The following is an 18,821-nucleotide window of genomic DNA, read 5'->3' as shown; positions in this document are numbered from 1 at the left end:
AAACAAATCGAGGCGAGAGGGCGCCGCCCTCCCGCGCTCACCCGACAGGGGGTCGGGCAAGGGTCGGAAGACCCTTGCATCCCACTATTCAGGAAATCGGTCAACGGCGCTGGCGTCAGGCCAGATGCGTCCGGAAAAACTCCACCGTCAGCCGGTTCGCCTCGTCGGCCGCATCCCGGTCGTAATGCTCGCCACCCGGCCGGGCGAAGGCATGGTCCATGCCGGGATAGACTTTGGCGGTCACCCATTCGTTGCCCTTCACCCCGGCGACCACCGCATCGCGCTTGTCGGGGCTGGAGAACTTGTCGTTCTCCGCGATGTGCAGCAGCAACGGCTTGGCGATCTTCCCGGCCTCGCCCAGCAGCCCTTCCAGCCCGACGCCGTAATAGCCGACATTGGCGTCGGCGTCCGACCGCGTCGCCATCATGAAGGCAAGCCGGCCGCCCAGGCAGTAGCCGACGCTGCCGGCCTTTCCGGTGCAGCCGTCCTGCCCGCGCACCCAGGCCAGCGCTGCTTTCAGGTCGTCCACCGCCTTGTCCTGATCCATGCCGTTCAGCAGGGCAAAGGCTTGGTTCCATTCCTCTTGCGTCTTATCGGTCAGTTGCACGCCCGGCTGCTGGCGCCAGAACAGGTCCGGGCACACCGCCAGGAAGCCCTGCGAGGCGTACCAGTCGCACATCTCGCGCATCACCGCGTTGACGCCGAAGATCTCCTGAATGACCACCAACCCGCCGGCGGGGGCCACCGTGGGCTTGGCAACATAGGCTGAGAAGCGGCCGCCATCGGCGGCGTCGATCATCACGTCTGACATGGTGCTGTCATCCTCCCGTTGGCAAATCCGCCCCTGATATGGAGCGGAGTTGCCCCCGGTCACCCCGCCTTTCGTCAGAAACCGACACTGACGCCAATGAGGCCGCCGAAATCGCGGCGGTTCTCCTCGCCCAGCCGGGCATTCAGGCCCAGCGTGCCGGTCACCGACTCCGCCAGCTTGAAGGAGGCGCCGGCCGTCAGGTCGACATAGCTGCGGTCCGGCTTCGCCACCGCCACGTCATAGGCCAGCGTGGAAATGCTGCGGCTTTCCACCGTGATGGTGCGCTGGTCGTCCTTGAACTCCCGGTTCAGCGTCACCTTGGCATAGGGCAGGACGCCGCCGAAATCATAGGCCGCCTGATAGCCGATGCTGCCGACCAGCGAGTTGCGGGTCTGCGAGCGGTAGGTGAAGCCGAACAGGCTGTTGTCCTCGCTGAACCCCTCCACCTCGACATGCTGGTAGCGCAGGCCCAGCACCGGGCCATGGGTCAGCCCGCCGGTCATGAACTCATAGCCGCCCTCGGCGCCGATGGAGGCGTTGATGCCCTCGGTGTTGCCGCTGGTCGAATGGTCGGTGCCGTTGATGCTGACACCACGGCGCAGATCGTAGTCGGCGAAGCCGATGGAGCCGACGCCGTTCACGAAGGCGCCGCCCATGCGGTAGACGCCGTAGCCGCTCAGCACATACTCCCGCTGCTTGTAATCGCCGCCGGTGGAGAAGCTGCCGCGGTAATGCGACGCCGTGCCGGCCACGCCGAGCAGCAGGTTCTCGGTGAAACGTTTGTCGATGCCGACGCTGACCGACAGCGGCGTCCCACGTACCTCCGCCTGACCGCCGGCACCGGGGTCGCCGGTGCGGTCGCTGGTCAGCCGGCCGACTCCGCCGCTGATCCAGGCGCCGCTGGTGCCGGGCTTGCGGCTCCACAGGCTGGTCGCCGCCTGGGCCAGGATGGTGGAGGTCAGCCGGTCGCGGGTGTGGATCGGCGATTCGGCGAGCTGCGCCACATTGCCGGGGGCGGTCAGCGCGTTCAGCACGAAGTCCGACACCGCGCGATGCCCGGCCGTGGTCGGGTGAACGCCGTCGGCGAACAGGTAGGTCTGGGCCGCGTTGGGCGCCACCAGCGTCCCGGAGGTGCAGAGCAGCGAACTGCTGGTGGTGCAGGCGGTGCCGGTCACATTGGTGAAGCCGAAGGCCGCCGGATTGGCCGCCGCCGCCCGCAGCAGGGAATATGTGTCGATGGGAATGACCGATACGCCGGCATTCGCCAGCCCCAGCGTGACCAGCTGGTTATAGCCGCTGACCAGCTGCGTGATCTGTGCCGCCGCAGTGGCACCCTGCGCCCGCCCGAGCGGCGTCGATCCGATATCGGGCACCGTCGGCACCAGGATCGTGCGCGCCCCGGCGGCGCGCAGACGCGCCACCTGCGTCACCAGATCGCCGGCAGCCTGCGTCACCGTCGCCTGTGCGGTGGCCGGGTTGTTGAGTGCCGTGAAGATGTCGTTCGCTCCACCCCAGACGGTGTAGAGCGCATTCGGATCGGCCCGGCCGCCGCTGGAGGCGAGATAGCCGGAGATCTGCGTCGCCACGCTGGGGGCGAACGCGGTCGGGCCGTTCGCCGGAAAACCGACCGAGGTGCTCACCCGTGCGCCGCCAACTGCATAGTCGGTGCCGCCCCGCGCAGCCGTGGTGGCGGACGTGCCGAATGCCCCGGCGACGGTCTCCGCCCACACCGGACCCGGGTTGGTGGTGAACTTGCCGCCGACGGGCAGCAGCGACTGGAACGCGCCGCTGTCGGTCAGGCTGTCGCCGAAGAAGATGGTGGAGGAATAATCCGCCGCGAGGGCCGGGACCGCGGCGACCGCAGTCAGACAGGTGGCGAGCGCGGCGATCCTGACGCGATTCATGGCCCTTCCCCGATCAGATTGTTCGATTGTCCGATTTTCAGAGGATCGTCGCACAAGGGTATCGGACGAGCAAGGCACCTGACGTATGGGGAAGGTTACCAGCAGCAAAAAGCCCCGCCGGTGAGGGCGGGGCTTCCGTGGCCAAGGACGGTCGGTCCAAAAAGGTCAGACCAGCCGGCTCTGATCGATGGCCGCCTTGATGAAGGCGGTGAACAGCGGGTGCGGTTCGAACGGCTTGGACTTCAGTTCCGGGTGGAACTGCACGCCGATGAACCAGGGATGGTCGGGGATCTCGACGATCTCCGGCAGTTCCCCGTCCGGCGACAGGCCGCTGAACCGCATGCCGCAGCGCTCCAGACGCTCCTTGTAGTACACGTTCACCTCATAGCGGTGACGGTGCCGTTCGGAGATGTCGGTGGTGCCGTAGACCTCGGCGACCTTGCTGCCGTCCAGCAGCTTGGCCGGATAGGCACCCAGACGCATGGTGCCGCCCAGATCGCCGACCTCGGCACGGCGTTCCAGCGTGTTGCCGCGCATCCACTCCGTCATCAGGCCCACGACCGGGTTGCCCGGCTTGCCCAACTCGGTGGAGCCGGCATCCTCGATCTTCGCCATGTTGCGGGCGGCTTCGATCACCGCCATCTGCATGCCGAAGCAGATGCCGAAGTACGGCACCCTGCGCTCACGCGCAAACTGGGCCGCCCGGATCTTGCCTTCCGTCCCGCGCGAGCCGAAGCCGCCCGGCACCAGGATGCCGTGGACGTTCTCCAGCCGCTTCACCGCCGCATCGTCGTCCTCGAAGATCTCCGAATCGATCCAGTCGAGGTTAACCTTGACGTTGTTGGCGATGCCGCCATGGGTCAGCGCCTCGGCCAGCGACTTGTAGCTGTCGAGCAGGCTGATGTACTTGCCGACCACCGCGATGGTGACCTCGCCCTGCGGCTTGCGCACCCGATCCATGATGCGGGTCCAGCGCGACAGGTCCGGCTCCTTGTCGGTCGGCAGGCCGAAATAGCTCAGGACCTGGGTGTCGAAGCCTTCCTCGTGGTAGCTGATCGGCACCTGATAGATCGAGTCGACGTCGAGCGCCGCGATCACCCGCTCCGGACGGATGTTGCAGAACAGCGCTATCTTCTTGCGCTCGTTCTCCGGAATCGGACGGTCGGCGCGGCACAGCAGGATGTTGGCCTGGATACCGACGCTCAGCAGTTCCTTCACCGAATGCTGGGTCGGCTTTGTCTTCAGCTCACCGGCGGTCGGGATGTAGGGCAGCAGCGTCAGGTGGATGTAGAGCACATTCTCCTGGCCGACCTCATTACCGAACTGGCGGATCGCCTCCAGGAAGGGCAGCGACTCGATATCGCCCACCGTACCGCCGATCTCGATGAGGACGAAGTCCTCGTCGGTGGCGTCGGCGCGGATGAACTCCTTGATCTCGTCGGTGATGTGCGGAATGACCTGGACGGTGCCGCCCAGGTAATCGCCGCGACGCTCCTTCGCGATCACGGTGGAGTAGATGCGGCCGGTGGTGATGTTGTCGCCCTTGCGGGCCGACACGCCGGTGAAGCGCTCGTAATGGCCGAGGTCAAGGTCCGTCTCGGCCCCGTCGTCGGTCACGAAGACCTCGCCGTGCTGATACGGGCTCATCGTGCCGGGATCGACGTTCAGGTACGGGTCCAGCTTGCGCAGCCGCACCTTGTAGCCGCGCGTCTGGAGAAGCGCCCCAAGCGCCGCCGATGCCAGACCTTTGCCCAGCGAAGAAACGACGCCACCGGTGATGAAGATGTAGCGAGTCATGTCCGTCCGAAGAGCTTGAGAGCTGTTCCATGTCCCCAAAGGGGATGGATTTGCCATGTTCCCGTGGGGGACGGAGTTTCCGTATCCCCCGACAGGGGCGAATGTTCCAGTCCCCGGAGAGCCGCAGCGGCGTCAGCCGCAATCAGCCCTCAAAAGAAAGAGGCGGCTTCGGGGAGGCCGCCTCGCTGTCCGCTTCGCACCCGTGCGCTGGGAACTGTCCCGTTACTGGGACACCGGCGGCGCGGGTTGGGTCGGAGCGGCCGGCTGGGCCGGGGCCGCCGGGCTCGCCGGCAGCGTGTCGATGATCGACACCGGGCGCGAATGGCCGCCGGCCAGGATCGCCAGCACGATGCTGGTGGCAAAGAAGCAGCCCGCCAGAATGCCGGTGGTCCGCGTCAGCAGGTTGGCCGTGCCGCGGGTGCTCATCATGCCGCCCATCGTGCCGCCGCCGATGCCGAGCCCGCCGCCTTCCGACCGCTGGATCAGGATCACACCGACCAGCCCGACGGCGATCAGTAGGTGAATGACCAGAATCACCGATTCCATGCGATGCTCACCCCACACCATCCCAAAAATCGAATAGCGCGCCACAGGCCGTCTTAAGGGCCCGTGGCGCGCGCCCATTGTTTGTACCGCGCCATCGCGCGATATGCCAGCGCCAAAATACCTGCGCCTTATCCATTGGCGGCATGGCTGACACCGATTGCGCGCCATGCCGCCAGGGAAGCCCGGCGTCAGCGGCAGGCGGTGCCGATGGCCCAGAAATCGTCGGCCTTCAGCGACGCACCGCCGACCAAAGCGCCATCGACATTCTCCACCGCCATCAGCTCCGCCGCGTTGCTCGGCTTGACCGAGCCGCCATAGAGGATGCGGACCTTGGCGGACTCCGCGATCTTGCCGTCCAGTTCGGCGCGGATATGGGCGTGCATCGCCTTCACATCGTCCGGGGTCGCGGTCTTGCCGGTGCCGATGGCCCAGACCGGCTCATAGGCGATGACGGTGTTCTCTGCCGTCGCACCGGCGGGAATGGAACCGGCCAGTTGCCCAGACACCACGGCGTTGGCCTGACCGGCATCGCGCTGCCCCTCGGTCTCGCCGACGCAAATGATGGCGACGAGGCCCTCCTTGTGGGCGGCCACCGCCTTGGCGTTCACCACGGCATCGCTCTCGCCATGGTCGGCGCGGCGCTCCGAATGGCCGAGGATGACGAAGCGGCAGCCGGCGTCCTTCAGCATGGTCGGCGCCACGTCGCCGGTGTGGGCGCCGGAGGTCTTCGGCGCACAGTCCTGGCCGCCCAGCGCCAGCGGGCTGTCGGCGATCGCCTCGCCCACCGGGAACAGCAGCGGGAAGGGCGGGCAGACCAGCATGTCGAAAGCAACCGGCCCGGCGCCCTTCAGCCGGCCGGCGAGGTCGGAGGCGAGATCCAGCGCGTCGGCCTTCAACCCGTTCATCTTCCAGTTTCCGGCGATCAGCTTCCGGTTGGCGGTCATGGTCGTTTCCTTCTTGTCTCGGCTTTATATGGGAACTTGCGGAACGTTCTTTGCCTCTCGTGACCAAAGCCCATAGCAAGCCCGCTGCGGAATTTCCACTCACCCGACCGGCACACCGACCCCCGAAAGCCATAAGAGACATCTTGTAGCAGTCCCCCGGCGGAGGCCGGCAAACCTCCTTCCGGCAAAGCCGGATCACATCCTTGGCAGAGCCTCACCATACGAAGTGCCATGTTGCAGATGCCCCTTTCCGGAATAGCATCAATTGCAATGAACCAACTCCCCGCGGCGAAGGCCTGACAACCATGAAGAACTTCTCGGACCTGACGGAAAAGGAGCTGCTGGCACTCGCCATCGCGCTGGAGGAGGAGGACAGCCGCATCTATGACGAGTTCGCCCACGGTCTCGCCGACAATTATCCCGACACCGCCAAGCTGTTCCGCGCGATGGCGTCGGAGGAAAGCGGGCACCGCCATCGGCTGCTGGAACTGTTCCAGGCACGATTCGGTGACCACATCCCGCTGATCCGCCGCCAGGACGTGAAGGGCTTCGTCGAGCGCAAGCCGGTCTGGCTGACCCGCCCGCTGGGGCTAGACACCGTGCGGCGGCAGGCCGAATTGATGGAGGCGGAAACCAAGCGCTTCTACACCCGTGCCGCCGAACGGACGCAGGACACCGCAATCCGCCAGCTTCTGGGCGACCTGGCGGAGGAAGAACGGCGGCACGAAGCCAAGGCCGAGCGGCTGGAGGCGAAATACGTCTCGCCCCAGGTGCGCGAGCAGGAGCACGAATCGGAACGGCGCCTGTTCCTCCTGCAGATCGTCCAGCCGGGTCTGGCCGGGCTGATGGACGGGTCGGTGTCCACGCTGGCCCCGCTGTTCGCCGCCGCCTTCGCCACCCAAAGCAGCCATGAGACCTTTCTGGTCGGTCTGGCCGCCTCCATCGGCGCCGGCATCTCGATGGGCTTCGCCGAGGCGCTGTCCGACAACGGGTCGCTGACCGGGCGCGGCAGCCCATGGCTGCGCGGTCTGGTCTGCGGCGCCATGACCACGCTGGGCGGACTGGGCCACGCCCTGCCCTATCTGATCCCGCATTTCTGGACGGCGACCGCCATCGCCATCACCGTGGTGGCGGTGGAACTGGCTGTCATCGCCTGGATCCGCAACCGTTACATGGACACGCCGCTGCTGTCCGCCGCCTTCCAAGTGGTGGTCGGCGGCCTGCTCGTCTTTGGCACCGGCATCCTGATCGGCAGCGCCTGAGTGCGGGAGGAAAAGCCGGTTTCCGGAACGAGCTTGTTCTTGTAACCGGGCGCACGATTGTTTATGTCTGAGTTGCTGTCCTAATTAGAATAAATTGAACCAACCGCGTCGCCATGGCTGACCTTAAAGCGGGCGTAAACCAGCTCTTCCTCCGCGAGGAGGAACTCCGCACCGGGATGGAGCTGCTTTTCTACGCCTATCGCGAATTCACCGCCGAACCGGACGAAATTCTGGCGGAAATCGGCTTCGGCCGCGCGCATCACCGCGTGATCTACTTCGTCGGCCGTTATCCGAAGATTACGGTGTCGGAACTGCTGGCGATCCTGAAGATCACCAAGCAGAGCCTGTCGCGCGTGCTGGGCGAGCTGGTCCGCCAGGGCTTCATTGACCAGCAGACCGGTGCCCGCGACCGAAGGCAGCGGCTGCTGGAGCTGACGGAAAAGGGTGTGGAGCTGGAGCGCCAGCTGTCCGAGACCCAGCGTCAGCGCATCGCCCGCGCCTATCGCATGGCGGGGGCCGAGGCGGTGGAGGGTTTCCGCAAGGTGATGATGGGCATGCTGGACGAGGAGGACCGGGCGAAATTCGCACCGCCCGTTCCCCCTGCCCGTCTTGCCATCAAACGCTGATCCGGAAAATGTCGTAGCGGATCAGCCGGCTTTCGATTCGATAGTCTCCGCCGGAGCTGCGGTTTGGGCCTCCGCCGGCGTTGCCTCGGTCGGCTTTGCTTCGGTTGCGCCGTCAGCCGGCTTTTCAGCGGCCGTCTTCGCCTCGTTGGGATTGCGGCGGCGGAAGCCGCCCTTGCGGTACACCACGTTTTCAGAAGCGCCCGGTGGGCATTGAACGATGTTCCCGCCCTTCGCCAGGAAGGCACGGGTCATGTCGGCGAGGTCTTGGGCGTCCAGGTCCCGGGGGTCGTTGGACCTGTGGTGGTCGGCCATCGTGATCGCTCCTCGTGTCTCTCGGCCCTCAGCGGAGGGCACATGGAGGTTAACACGGATCAAGGCCAAAACGGCCAAGCGCTTACACGACTGCCCGCCATGCATACCCAAGATATGTTCGACAGGCACCTCTATGTCGATTGCGGGGAGCCGCGTTATAGTCCGGCCATGACCGAAGATCAGCCCCACATCCTGGTCGTCGACGACGACACCCGCCTGCGCGAACTCTTGCGCAAATACCTCGCCGGCAACGGCTTTCTGGTCAGCACCGCCCGCGATGCCGCCGATGCGCGGGCACAGCTGGGCGGGCTCGCCTTCGACCTGCTGGTGCTCGACATCATGATGCCGGGCGAATCGGGGCTGTCGCTGACCGAATCGCTCCGGCGCGAGCGGGACCTGCCGATCCTGCTGCTGACCGCCCGCGACGAGCCGGACGACCGCATCGCCGGGCTGGAAGCCGGGGCCGACGACTATCTCGCCAAGCCCTTCAACCCGCGCGAGCTGCTGCTGCGCATCAACTCCATCCTGCGCCGGCAGGCGGCACGCCCGCCGGAATCGACGGCCCCGCCGGCCGCCCCGGTCCGGCTCGGTCCTCTCACCTACCTGCCCGACCGGGACGAGTTGCGCCAGGGCGACGAGGTGATCCGCCTGACCACGGCGGAGGCCAGCCTGCTGCGCATCCTCGCCACCTCGCCCGGCATCACCTTCACGCGCGACGAGCTGACCGAACGCAGCAAGGTCGCCGGCAATGCCCGCACCGTCGATGTCCAGGTCACACGCCTGCGCCGCAAGATCGAGGCCGACCCGCGCGAGCCGCGCTACCTCCACACCGTCCGCGGCGAGGGGTATGTGCTGAGGCCCGATCCGTGACGGCGAGCGGGCAGGCCGGGGCTGACAATGCAGCGGCCAAGCGGGCGGCGGTCCGCCGGGCCGAACGGCGGCGGCGTACGCCGTTCCTGAAAAGGTTCCTGCCGCGCACCCTGTTCGGCCGGTCCCTGCTGATCATCGTCACGCCGGTGATCCTGGCCCAGGCGGTGGCGACCTGGATCTTCTACGACCGCCATTGGGATACGGTGACGAACCGGCTGGCCTATGGGGTTGCCGGCGACATCGCCACCGTCATCGCCGTGCTGGAACACGACCCGACGCCGGAGGGCCGCGACTGGACGCTGGCCACCGCCGCCCGCACCACCGACCTGATCGTCACGCTGGAGCTTGGCCAGATCCTGCCGGAGCAGCGTCGCCAGCAAAGCGGCCTGCTCGGCGGCCTGCTGGAACGCACGCTGGGCAAGGCGCTGGATGAGCGGGTCGGCCGCCCCTTCACGATAAACACCCGCGTCGCCCACGAATGGTACGAGATCCGGGTGCAGATGGCCGACGGCGTGCTGTCGGTGATGTCGCCGGAACGCCGGCTGTTCACACCCACCAGCTACATCTTCATCCTGTGGATGGTCGGGTCGGCCATCGTGCTGTTCGCCGTCGCCATCCTGTTCATGCGCAACCAGATCCGGCCGATCAAGCGGCTGGCGATTGCCGCCGATGCGCTGGGCAAGGGACGCGACGTCTCCAACTTCAAGATGGAGGGGGCGACGGAGGTACGGCAGGCGGCATCCGCCTTCCTGCTGATGCGCGAGCGCATCCAGCGCCAGATCAACCAGCGTACGGAGATGCTGGCTGGCGTCAGCCACGATTTGCGCACGCCGCTGACCCGGATGAAGCTGGCGCTCGACATGATCGAGGATCCCGACCTCGACCCTGAGGTGGAGGAACTGAAGGCTGACGTCGCCGAGATGGAGGAGATGATCGAAGGCTACCTCGCCTTCGCCCGCGGCGAGGGGACCGAGGCGGTGCAGCCGACCGACCTGACCCGCCTGCTGAACGAGGTTGCCGCCGGCGCCCGGCGCGAGGGAACCGAGGTGACGCTGACCGCACCGGAGGGGCTGTCCCTTCCGCTGCGGCCCAACGCGGTCCGCCGCTGCATCGCCAATCTGCTGGTCAATGCCGGCCGTCACGCCGGCACCGCCTGGGTCAAGGCGGAGCGGAAGGACGGCGTGATCGAAATCACCGTGGACGACGACGGCCCTGGCATTCCCGCCTATCTGCGCGACGACGTGTTCAAACCGTTCTTCCGCGTCGACAGCAGCCGCAACCTCGACACCGGCGGCTCGGGCCTGGGGCTGACCATCGCACGCGACGTGGCGCGCAGCCACGGTGGCGACATCACGCTGGACGACAGCCCTTACGGCGGCCTGCGCGCGGTGATCCGGCTGCCGATCTGATCCGATGAGGGGATGCCATGAAAAAGCCCGCCTTCGTTCAGGCGGGCAATTCATGTCATGCAATGACGGCCTCGTCCCCCACCCTCCCTGCAAGCAGCAAAGCGCAGGCAGGAAAGGTGGGAACGGGGGCAATGGACGAGCGCGGGGTTACTGGTTCGCCGCCGCCGCGACGACATTGGCGCCGGCAAGCTCGCCGCCGATGCCGTTGTTCAGCGCCCAGATGGCGGCCTGGGTGCGGTTGGAGGCGTTGATCTTGCGCAGCAGGCTCTTCAGGTGAACCTTTACGGTGGCTTCCGTGATGTTCAGATGGTTGGCGATCATCTTGTTGCTGTCGCCGTTCAGCAGGCAGCGCAGGATCTGCACCTCGCGCTGCGACAGGCCCTTGCGCGACACCGGCATCTCGGTGCCGTTGCCGTTGACGCGGCCGGAGATCAGCAGAGCTGCCAGATGGGTCGGGAAGACCTTCTCGCCCATCATCACCAGCTTCAGCGACTGGGCCAGCGCGTCGGACGACAGGTCCTTCATCAGATAGCCGTCGGCACCGGCTTCCAGCGCGTTCGCCAGGCGGCGGGTGCACAGGTCGCTGGTCAGAATGACCAGCCGGGTTTCCGGCAGCAGGGCGCGCAGGCGGCGCATGCCGTCGGCTTCCTCGTCGCCGCCATTCTGCAGGTCAAGAAGGACCAGCTGAGGCCGAATGCCGTTCTCGACCGAACCCAGCGCCTCCCGCAGGTTTCCCGCCTCGGCGACGATCTGGAAGGGCGAATCATCGAGCAGGCGTTTCAGCCCCTCGCGAAACAGCTTGTTCGAGTCGATAAGAAAAGCGCGCACTGAGTCCATCGTCCGCTCCCGCAATTTTAGTCGATCGTCATGACGTCGTGGCCAGGATGAAGGCCGTTGTACAGAGGAAGGTCCCGACGCATTGGCGATTCGGCGATTACCCCTCGATAGCTTCGGCAGGCCGTTATTTAGGGGGAGGTTACCCCCGTGTCGTGTCCTACGGTACCACTCTCCGGAGTTAAAAGAAGAACGCATTGGACATATGCGCAAAGCCTCCCCAAGATTTCCGGATCCAAAGATATCACAGCAGCGAACATTGTTATGCGCAAAGGCATTAACTGTTTTGTTAACCACCACTTATTTGCGTATGAGCGTATCTCCTAAGCAATCAATGCCGCAAAATTCTCACATCGGGTTGCTCCGATCACTGCCGACGGGATGACGCCAACGGATACCCCGAATGGAACATGCGTACTTTCGACATAGAAGAGGGCGCCGCCATCGTCGTAGCCTTGACCCTGCCCGGTCGCGCATGCGCATTTCCGCCGGCTTCCGCCACCTGGCGGAGAGAGGATGAGGACAGGATGGGCTGGCAGATCATCGCCGCCGCAATGGCGGGCTATCTTGTGCTGCTAGGGCGCAGTGCCTGGAAACAGGGCGAGTTCCTCCAGTACCTGCGCAGCCTCGCCATCGTCGCCACCCTGTGCGCCCTGCTCGCCGGCGCCGTCGCCCTGGCGATGTTGCTGGACGGCGCATAGGCGCGCGGCCAGCCCCTTCTCCCACTGCCCACAAACGAAAAGGGCGCCGGCGGTTTCCCGCCGGCGCCCTTCTTCATTGCCCGCAGGCGATCAGCTGAGCGGGATCGCCACAAAGCGCAGGTCGCCCTTGCGGTCGACCAGCAGAAGCACCGACTTCTTGCTCTGCTCCTTGGCCTTCTGAACCTTGGCGGTCACGTCCTCGGGCTTGCGGACCTCTTCCTGGCCGACCTCGATGATGACGTCGCCGGCGCGCAGGCCCTTTTCCGCCGCGGTGGAGTTGCCCGCCACGTCGGTGATGACCACGCCCTTCATGTCGGGCTTGATCTCGTACTGCTGGCGCAGCTCCGGGGTGATGGCGGTCAGCTTCATGCCGAGGGATTCGGTCGGCTTCTGGGCCGGGGCCTTGTCCTTGGGCGGCTGCTTCTCGTCCGGACCGGCGGCGAGCAGACCCTGCTCCTCCGCGGCCTCAAGCTCACCGACCTTGACCTGGACGGTCTGCGACTTGCCCTTGCGCCACACTTCGACCGGAACGGCCTTGTCGATGGAGGTTTCGGCGACGACACGCGGCAGGCGGCGCATCTCGTCGATTTCGCGGCCATCGAACTTGGTCACGACGTCGCCGGCCTGGATGCCGCCCTTTGCGGCCGGGCCATCGGGAGTGACGGAGGCGACCAGCGCGCCCTTGTGGCCGGGCAGGCCAAGGCTTTCGGCGATCTCCGGCGTCACCGCCTGGATGCGCACGCCCAGCCAGCCGCGGCGGGTCTTGCCATAATCCTTCAGCTGCGCCACCACCTGCTTGGCGAGGTTGGACGGAATGGCGAAACCGATGCCGACCGACCCGCCCGACGGCGAGAAGATGGCGGTGTTGATGCCGATGACCTCGCCGTTCAGGTTGAACATCGGGCCGCCGGAATTGCCGCGGTTGATCGAGGCGTCGGTCTGGAGGAAATCGTCGTACGGGCCGGCGTCGATGTTGCGCTGGCGCGCCGAGATGATGCCGGCGGTGACCGACCCGCCGAGACCGAACGGGTTGCCGATGGCCAGAACCCAGTCGCCGACGCGCATGGCGTCGCTGTCGCCGAAGGGAACGGCGACCAGCGGGTGGCTGGTCTTGATCTTCAGCAGGGCGAGATCGGTCTTGCTGTCCTTGCCGATCAACTCCGCCTTGATGTTGGTGTCGTCCTGCAGGATGACAGTGATCTCGTCGGCATCCTGAACGACGTGGTTGTTGGTGACCACATAGCCGTTCTTGGCGTCGATGATGAAGCCGGAACCGAGCGACGTCGCCTTGCGCTGCGGCTGGTCCTGCTGCTGCTGGCGGTCGAAAAAGTCCTTGAAGAAGTCCTCGAAGGGCGAGCCCGGCGGAAACTGCGGGACCTCCGGCCGCTGGCCCTGCGGACGCTGCGGCGCGTTCTGGCTGGTGGAGATGTTGACGACCGCCGGCAGCAGCTTTTCCGCCAGATCGGCGAAGCTGCCGGGCGCATTGCGGTTCGGCGTTGCAGCTTGAGCTTGAGCCGGAGCGGCGGCGATGCCGCCCATCACGGCGCCGCCGGCCATGACCGACGTCATGCCCCAGACGATCGCGGCGACCAGCGGCCGGACGCCCGCCTTGCGAGGCCGGGCCTCGGCCACGGCGCCGCGCGTGGCGGGTTCGAAGTTGGGTATGCGAATCAACGTGCTCTCCCTACCAGACGTCCGGCCGATTCCATGGACGGGAGCGGCCGCCCAGTTCTGGGCCATATATGTGTTGGGCCAAGAGTATGGCCGCAAGATGGCGTGCCGGTCCAGTCGGCACCAGTGGAAAACTTAAGGCCGGAGTTTTCTTTTGAACTCTTGCTGCGGACCGTAGCTCCATCGGCTCGCCCGGCCCGACAGCATTGCGGCCGGACCGGGGGAGACCCCGATCCGGCCGCAAGCCGTTTTGAACCTGTCGCGCGGCGTTACTGCGCCGGAGCGGCCGGCGCGGGGGCCGGTGCCGGAGCCGGCGCACCACCGCCGACCTGCGGGCCGGCGCCGTTGAAGTAACGGAAGAACTCGCCGGTCGGCGACAGCACCATGGTGGTGTCGTTGCCGTTCAGCGACTTCCGATAGGCTTCGAGCGACCGGTAGAAGCCGTAGAAGGCGGGATCCTGCGAGGTCGCCTCGGCGATCAGCTTCAACGCGCTGTTGTCGCCTTCACCGCGCAGGATCTGCGCGTCGCGCTGGGCCTCGGCGATGATGACCGTGCGTTCGCGTTCGGCACGCGACTTGATCTGCTGCGACTGCTCCTGGCCCTGGGCGCGGGCCTCGGACGCTTCGCGTTCACGCTCGGACCGCATCCGGGCGAAGATCGACTGGCTGGTCTCCTCCGGCAGGTCGGCGCGGCGGATGCGGACATCGACGATCTCGATGCCGAAGCGCTTGGCCTCGTCGTTCACCTGCCCCTTGATGTCGGTCATGATGCGGGCACGTTCGTCCGACAGCACGGCCAGCACCGTGACGTTGCCGAGCACGCGGCGCAGGGCCGAGTTGACGATGGAGTTCAGGCGGGTTTCGGCCACCGCCTCGGTCCCGGCGGTCTGGTAGAAGCGCAGCGGGTCGTGGATGCGGTAGCGGGCGAAGGCATCGACATCCAGGCGCTTCTGGTCGGCCAGGATGACCTGCTCCACCGGCGGGTCGAGGTCGAGGACGCGGCGGTCGAGCAGCCGGACCTCCTGAATGAAGGGGATCTTCACCTTCAGGCCCGGATCCTGGATCACCCGGCGTGGCTCGCCGAACTGCAGGACGAGCGCCTGCTGGGCCTCGTTGACGGTGAACAGGGCGGACGACGCGACGACGCCGAGGGCGACGATGGCGATACCGGCGATGGCGAGGGTGCGTTTCATGATGCGATCCTCCTCACTGGCCGGACATTGACGGGTTCTGAGAATTCTGGGGCAGCGCGGACAGCGGCTGCGTCTGCGTGCCGGACCGCGCGCCCCCCTGGTTGCCGCCCTGGTTGGACGGAGCCTGACGCGGCGCCTGCTGCTGCGGGGCCGGCGTGGCGTTCGGGGCCAGCTGGTTCAGCGGCAGATAGGGCACGACGTTCTGCGCCGAACCCTCGACGATGATCTTGTTCCGGCCGCGGAAGATCTCCTCCATGGTCTCCAGATACATGCGCTTGGACGTGACGTCCTTGCTCAGCGCATAGGCCTCGTAAACCTTGCGGAAGCGGTCGGCGTCGCCCTGCGCCAGGCTGACCACCTGCTCGCGGTAGGCCGAGGCCTCCTGCACCAGCCGCTCCGCCTCGCCGCGGGCGCGCGGGATGATGTCGTTGCGGTAGGCTTCCGCCTCGTTGCGGGCACGCTCGCGGTCGGCGCGGGCACGCTGCACGTCGTTGAACGCGTCGATGACCGGCTGCGGCGGGTCGGCCTTCTGCAGCTGGACCTGGGTGATCTCGATGCCGGCCTGATACTCGTCCAGCATGGTCTGGAGAAGCTGGCGGGTCGAGGTTTCGATCTGCTGGCGGGCCTCGGTCAGGGCGGGCTGCAGGTCGGTGCGGCCGATGACCTCGCGCATCGCGCTCTCGGCGGCCTTCTTCACCGTCACTTCCGGCTCGCGGATCTTGAACAGGAAGTTGCCGGCGTCCTTGATGACCCAGAACACCGTGAAATCGATGTCGACGATGTTCTCGTCGCCGGTCAGCATCAGCGACTCGTCCGGCACGTCGCGGTCGTTGCGGCCGCCGCCGACGGAGGACCGGTAACCGACCTCGATGCGGTTGACGCGCGTCACCTTGGGCAGCAGCACCGTCTCGATCGGCGATGGCAGGCGGTAGCGCAGGCCGGGCTGTTCGGTGCGGGTCCACTCGCCGAAGCGCATGACGACGCCCTGCTCGTCCGCCTCGACGCGGTAGATGCCGCTGGCGAGCCAGATCAGGCCGAGCACGCCGGCGACCAGCGCCACGCCGCGGCCGCTGCCGAAGCCGCCGGGCATGGCACGCCGCAGGCGGTCCTGGCTGCGCCGCAGAAGATCCTCAAGGTCGGGAGGCTGCGGGCCACCGCCACCGCCGCCATTTCCTCCGCCCTGGGGACGGCCCCACGGGTTGCCCGGGCCGTTGTTGCCCGGCGGGGGACCCCAGGGGCCGCCACCTCCGCCCCCACCTTGATTGTTCCACGGCATCCGACTCAGTCCCCCTCTGCGATTCGTCCCATCATGTGGAAGCGCAATGGCTTAAGCCCCGCGCATCCCTTTACCGATCTCGTCCGTCGGTCCTATAGTCCCCCATACCCTTCGGCAAGGATTCCACCAACGGATATCCGCCAATATCGGGAAGACAGCGGAGTTTTCAACCATGGCGCAGATCAGCGAAGCTCAAGTCATGCAGGCGCTGAAGACCGTCATCGACCCGGACCGGGGCGGCGACATCGTCAGTTTGGGCATGTTGTCGGGCCTCGTGGTGCGCGACGGGCATGTCGCTTTTTCCATCGAAGTGGACCCCAAGCGCGGCGCGCAGGCCGAACCCCTGCGCCACGCCGCCGAGAAAGCGGTCGATGCCCTGCCCGGCGTCCTTTCGGTCACCGCGGTACTGACCGCCCATCGCGCGGCACCGCAGGGTGCGGCACAGAGCCACACGCATTCGCATGGTGGGCAGCACGGCCACTCCCATGGTCATTCCCATGGAGGGGCACCGCAGGGCGACCCGCAGAAGCCGCTGGTTCCCGGCGTGAAGGCCATCGTCGCGGTGGCGTCCGGCAAGGGCGGCGTCGGCAAGTCGACCACCTCAGCCAATCTGGCGCTGGCGCTGGCGGCGAACGGGCTGAAGGTCGGCCTGCTCGATGCCGACATCTACGGCCCGTCGATGCCGCGCATGATGGGGATCGCCGGCCGACCGAACAGCCCCGACGGCAAACGCCTGGAGCCGATGGAGAATTTCGGCATCAAGGTCATGTCCATGGGCTTCCTGGTCGCCGAGGACACGCCGATGATCTGGCGCGGACCGATGGTGATGAGCGCGTTGCAGCAGATGCTGCGCGACGTGAATTGGGGCACCCTCGACGTGCTGGTGGTGGACATGCCGCCGGGCACCGGCGACGCCCAGCTGACCATGGCCCAGCAGGTTCCGCTGGCAGGTGCGGTGATCGTCTCCACCCCGCAGGACATCGCCCTGCTGGACGCCCGCAAGGGGCTGAACATGTTCCGCCGCGTCGACGTGCCCGTGCTGGGCATCATCGAGAACATGAGCTATTTCTGCTGCCCCAACTGCGGCCACCGCACCGACATCTTCAGCCACGGCGGCGCCCGCAAGGAAGCCGACGATCTGGGCATGGAGTTCCTCGGCGAGATCCCGCTTCACCTGTCGATCCGCGAGACCTCCGATCAGGGCCATCCCATCGTGGTGTCGCAGCCCGATTCCGAGCATGCCCAGGTCTATCGCCGGATCGCGATGCGCCTGTGGGAAAAGATCGGCGGCGGCACCGGCGGCCGTGCGGCGCCGCGCATCGTCGTGCAGTGACCGGTCAGGGGTGGGAGGTCATCTCCCACCCCGTCGCGTTCATCCGTAGCGCCGCAAGGCTTCCACCGTCAGCCCCAGGCCGACGGAGCCGAAGATGTTGCCTTCCACCACCCGCGCGCCCGGCGCCTCGGCCAGGATCGCCGCGCGGACCTGGGGCAGCAGGGTGGAGCCGCCGGTCAGGAACACCGCGTCGATGCGGTCGGCGGTCACGCCTGCGTCGGACAGGCAGTCGCGGATGCGCGTGCCGATGCGGGCCGCCAGCGAGCCGGTGGCGCGGTTCAGCGCCTGCCGATCCACCGCAAGGGCAAGGTCCCCGTCGCCCCAATCCAGCGCCAGCTGCGTCGCCTCATGGTCGGACAGGGCGATCTTGGTGCGCTCCACAGCCATCGCCAGCGCATGGCCCTGGCGATGTTCGACCACGCCGATCAGGCGCTCGATCTTCTCCGGCTCGGCGGAATCGCGTTGCAGGCGCTCCAGTTCGGCCATCGCCTTGGCGGTGTAGAGGAAGTTGATCTTCGACCAGGTGGCCAGATCGAAATAGATGCTCTTCGGCGCCAGCAGCCCGGCGCGCTTCATGGCGCTGCCCAGCCCCAGCTCGGGCATGGCGGTGGCGAGGCTGAGGTCACGGTCGAAATCGGTGCCGCCGACGCGGATGCCATCGTTGGCCAGGATGTCGCCGGCTCGGTCGGCCTTGCCGCGCCGCTCCGGCCCAATGCGCACGACCGAGAAGTCGGAGGTGCCGCCGCCGATGTCGGCGATCAGCGCCAGTTCCTCGCCCGCCACCTGCTGCTCGTAATCAAGCGCGGCGGCGATAGGCTCGAACTGGAAGGAGACGTTGCGGAAGCCGGCGGCCCGGGCGATCTGGCCCAGCGTCTCTTCAGCCGCGGCATCGCCGGCCGGATCGCCATCGACGAAATGGACCGGGCGGCCGACGACGACGTCGCCCAGTTCCCCGCCCAGCGCATCCTCGGCCCGCTTCTTCACCAGATCGAGGAAGGTGCCGATCACCGCGCGGAAGCTGATGCGGCCCTTGCGGAGTGCCGTGTCGGCGTCGATCAGGTCGGTGCCGAGCATCGACTTGATCGAGCGCATTAGCCGCCCTTCCACCCCAGACACATAGCCGTCGATGGCGGCCTGGCCGATGGTGGTGCGGTCATGTTCGAAGTCGAAGAACACCGCGGTCGGCAGGGTCGTCCGCGTGCCGTCCAGCGCCAGCAGACGGAAGCCGTCCGCATCCTGTACGCCCAGCGTCGTGTTCGAGGTGCCGAAATCGAGCCCGCACGCCGTCATGTCCCGCCTCCTGCCCGGATGACCGGTACGGCCAGCCGCCGC

17 protein-coding genes are annotated in these 18,821 nt (G+C 66.7%); 6 read left to right on the top strand and 11 right to left on the bottom strand.

The window, feature by feature from the left end; genetic code table 11:
• Positions 1 to 115 precede the first annotated feature (115 nt).
• The 5 genes from ABNQ38_RS16380 to tpiA all read right to left on the bottom strand — a co-directional run bounded on the left by ABNQ38_RS16380 (position 116) and on the right by tpiA (position 6,002).
• Positions 116 to 811, bottom strand: a complete 696-nt coding sequence (locus ABNQ38_RS16380) for a dienelactone hydrolase family protein (protein ID WP_377809324.1) — start codon at positions 809 to 811, stop codon at positions 116 to 118.
• A 74-nt stretch (positions 812 to 885) separates the two neighbouring features.
• Positions 886 to 2,715 (bottom strand): autotransporter domain-containing protein, encoded by a 1,830-nt coding sequence (locus ABNQ38_RS16375; protein WP_377809323.1) that lies wholly within the window; start codon positions 2,713 to 2,715, stop codon positions 886 to 888.
• A gap of 165 nt (positions 2,716 to 2,880) precedes the next feature.
• Positions 2,881 to 4,512: a CTP synthase gene (locus ABNQ38_RS16370; protein WP_377809322.1), complete on the bottom strand. Its 1,632-nt coding sequence runs from the start codon at positions 4,510 to 4,512 to the stop codon at positions 2,881 to 2,883.
• Between the two features lie 222 nt (positions 4,513 to 4,734).
• Entirely contained in the window at positions 4,735 to 5,058 is a 324-nt protein-coding gene (gene secG, locus ABNQ38_RS16365) for a preprotein translocase subunit SecG (RefSeq protein ID WP_377809321.1), read from the bottom strand.
• 188 nt (positions 5,059 to 5,246) lie between these two features.
• Positions 5,247 to 6,002, bottom strand: coding sequence for a triose-phosphate isomerase (gene tpiA / locus ABNQ38_RS16360; RefSeq protein WP_377809320.1), 756 nt, complete (start codon positions 6,000 to 6,002; stop codon positions 5,247 to 5,249).
• A 305-nt stretch (positions 6,003 to 6,307) separates the two neighbouring features.
• Between tpiA and mbfA the strand changes: the two genes are divergently transcribed.
• Both mbfA and ABNQ38_RS16350 read left to right on the top strand, forming a co-directional pair.
• Complete coding sequence (gene mbfA / locus ABNQ38_RS16355; protein ID WP_377809319.1) at positions 6,308 to 7,264, top strand: iron exporter MbfA; 957 nt, start codon at positions 6,308 to 6,310, stop codon at positions 7,262 to 7,264.
• 113 nt (positions 7,265 to 7,377) lie between these two features.
• Positions 7,378 to 7,890 carry a MarR family winged helix-turn-helix transcriptional regulator gene (locus tag ABNQ38_RS16350; RefSeq protein WP_377809318.1) on the top strand — a complete coding sequence of 171 codons (513 nt, stop codon included), beginning with the start codon at positions 7,378 to 7,380 and terminating at the stop codon, positions 7,888 to 7,890.
• Positions 7,891 to 7,911: 21 nt separating this feature from the next.
• Here the strand turns inward: ABNQ38_RS16350 and ABNQ38_RS16345 are convergent, their stop codons facing one another.
• The gene (locus tag ABNQ38_RS16345) at positions 7,912 to 8,202 is read right to left on the bottom strand and encodes a hypothetical protein (RefSeq protein WP_377809317.1); all 291 of its coding nucleotides are present in this window, start codon (positions 8,200 to 8,202) and stop codon (positions 7,912 to 7,914) included.
• Positions 8,203 to 8,370: 168 nt separating this feature from the next.
• On the opposite strand from ABNQ38_RS16345, the gene ABNQ38_RS16340 reads away from it, so the two are divergent.
• Both ABNQ38_RS16340 and ABNQ38_RS16335 read left to right on the top strand, forming a co-directional pair.
• On the top strand, positions 8,371 to 9,072 hold the full coding sequence (locus ABNQ38_RS16340) for a response regulator (RefSeq protein WP_377809316.1): 702 nt from the start codon (positions 8,371 to 8,373) through the stop codon (positions 9,070 to 9,072).
• Positions 9,069 to 10,481 carry an ATP-binding protein gene (locus tag ABNQ38_RS16335; protein WP_377809315.1) on the top strand — a complete coding sequence of 471 codons (1,413 nt, stop codon included), beginning with the start codon at positions 9,069 to 9,071 and terminating at the stop codon, positions 10,479 to 10,481. The genes ABNQ38_RS16340 and ABNQ38_RS16335 overlap by 4 nt, the downstream gene beginning before the upstream one ends.
• 147 nt (positions 10,482 to 10,628) lie before the next feature.
• Here the strand turns inward: ABNQ38_RS16335 and ABNQ38_RS16330 are convergent, their stop codons facing one another.
• Complete coding sequence (locus ABNQ38_RS16330; RefSeq protein WP_098739703.1) at positions 10,629 to 11,318, bottom strand: response regulator transcription factor; 690 nt, start codon at positions 11,316 to 11,318, stop codon at positions 10,629 to 10,631.
• A gap of 524 nt (positions 11,319 to 11,842) precedes the next feature.
• Here ABNQ38_RS16330 and ABNQ38_RS16325 point away from each other — a divergent pair.
• A complete protein-coding gene (locus tag ABNQ38_RS16325; RefSeq protein ID WP_199235437.1) occupies positions 11,843 to 12,016 on the top strand; it encodes a hypothetical protein in 174 nt (57 codons plus the stop codon).
• Between the two features lie 90 nt (positions 12,017 to 12,106).
• On the opposite strand, the gene ABNQ38_RS16320 is transcribed toward ABNQ38_RS16325, so the two are convergent.
• The 3 genes from ABNQ38_RS16320 to hflK all read right to left on the bottom strand — a co-directional run bounded on the left by ABNQ38_RS16320 (position 12,107) and on the right by hflK (position 16,156).
• Entirely contained in the window at positions 12,107 to 13,756 is a 1,650-nt protein-coding gene (locus tag ABNQ38_RS16320) for a DegQ family serine endoprotease (RefSeq protein ID WP_377809314.1), read from the bottom strand.
• Between the two features lie 200 nt (positions 13,757 to 13,956).
• The gene (gene hflC / locus ABNQ38_RS16315; protein ID WP_377809313.1) at positions 13,957 to 14,880 is read right to left on the bottom strand and encodes a protease modulator HflC; all 924 of its coding nucleotides are present in this window, start codon (positions 14,878 to 14,880) and stop codon (positions 13,957 to 13,959) included.
• A gap of 13 nt (positions 14,881 to 14,893) precedes the next feature.
• On the bottom strand, positions 14,894 to 16,156 hold the full coding sequence (hflK, locus tag ABNQ38_RS16310) for an FtsH protease activity modulator HflK (RefSeq protein ID WP_377809312.1): 1,263 nt from the start codon (positions 16,154 to 16,156) through the stop codon (positions 14,894 to 14,896).
• 172 nt (positions 16,157 to 16,328) lie between these two features.
• Here hflK and apbC point away from each other — a divergent pair, with 172 nt between their 5' ends.
• Entirely contained in the window at positions 16,329 to 17,489 is a 1,161-nt protein-coding gene (apbC, locus tag ABNQ38_RS16305; RefSeq protein ID WP_377809311.1) for an iron-sulfur cluster carrier protein ApbC, read from the top strand.
• 39 nt (positions 17,490 to 17,528) lie between these two features.
• On the opposite strand, the gene ABNQ38_RS16300 is transcribed toward apbC, so the two are convergent.
• A complete protein-coding gene (locus ABNQ38_RS16300) occupies positions 17,529 to 18,779 on the bottom strand; it encodes an Hsp70 family protein (protein ID WP_377809310.1) in 1,251 nt (416 codons plus the stop codon).
• Between the last annotated feature and the right edge of the window lie 42 nt (positions 18,780 to 18,821).

Origin of the sequence: Azospirillum sp. A29, from assembly GCF_042604625.1 — a bacterium.
Taxonomy (GTDB): domain Bacteria; phylum Pseudomonadota; class Alphaproteobacteria; order Azospirillales; family Azospirillaceae; genus Azospirillum; species Azospirillum palustre.
The sequence above is the reverse complement of the archived record's forward strand: the minus strand, read 5'-3'. Positions and strand labels throughout refer to the sequence as shown.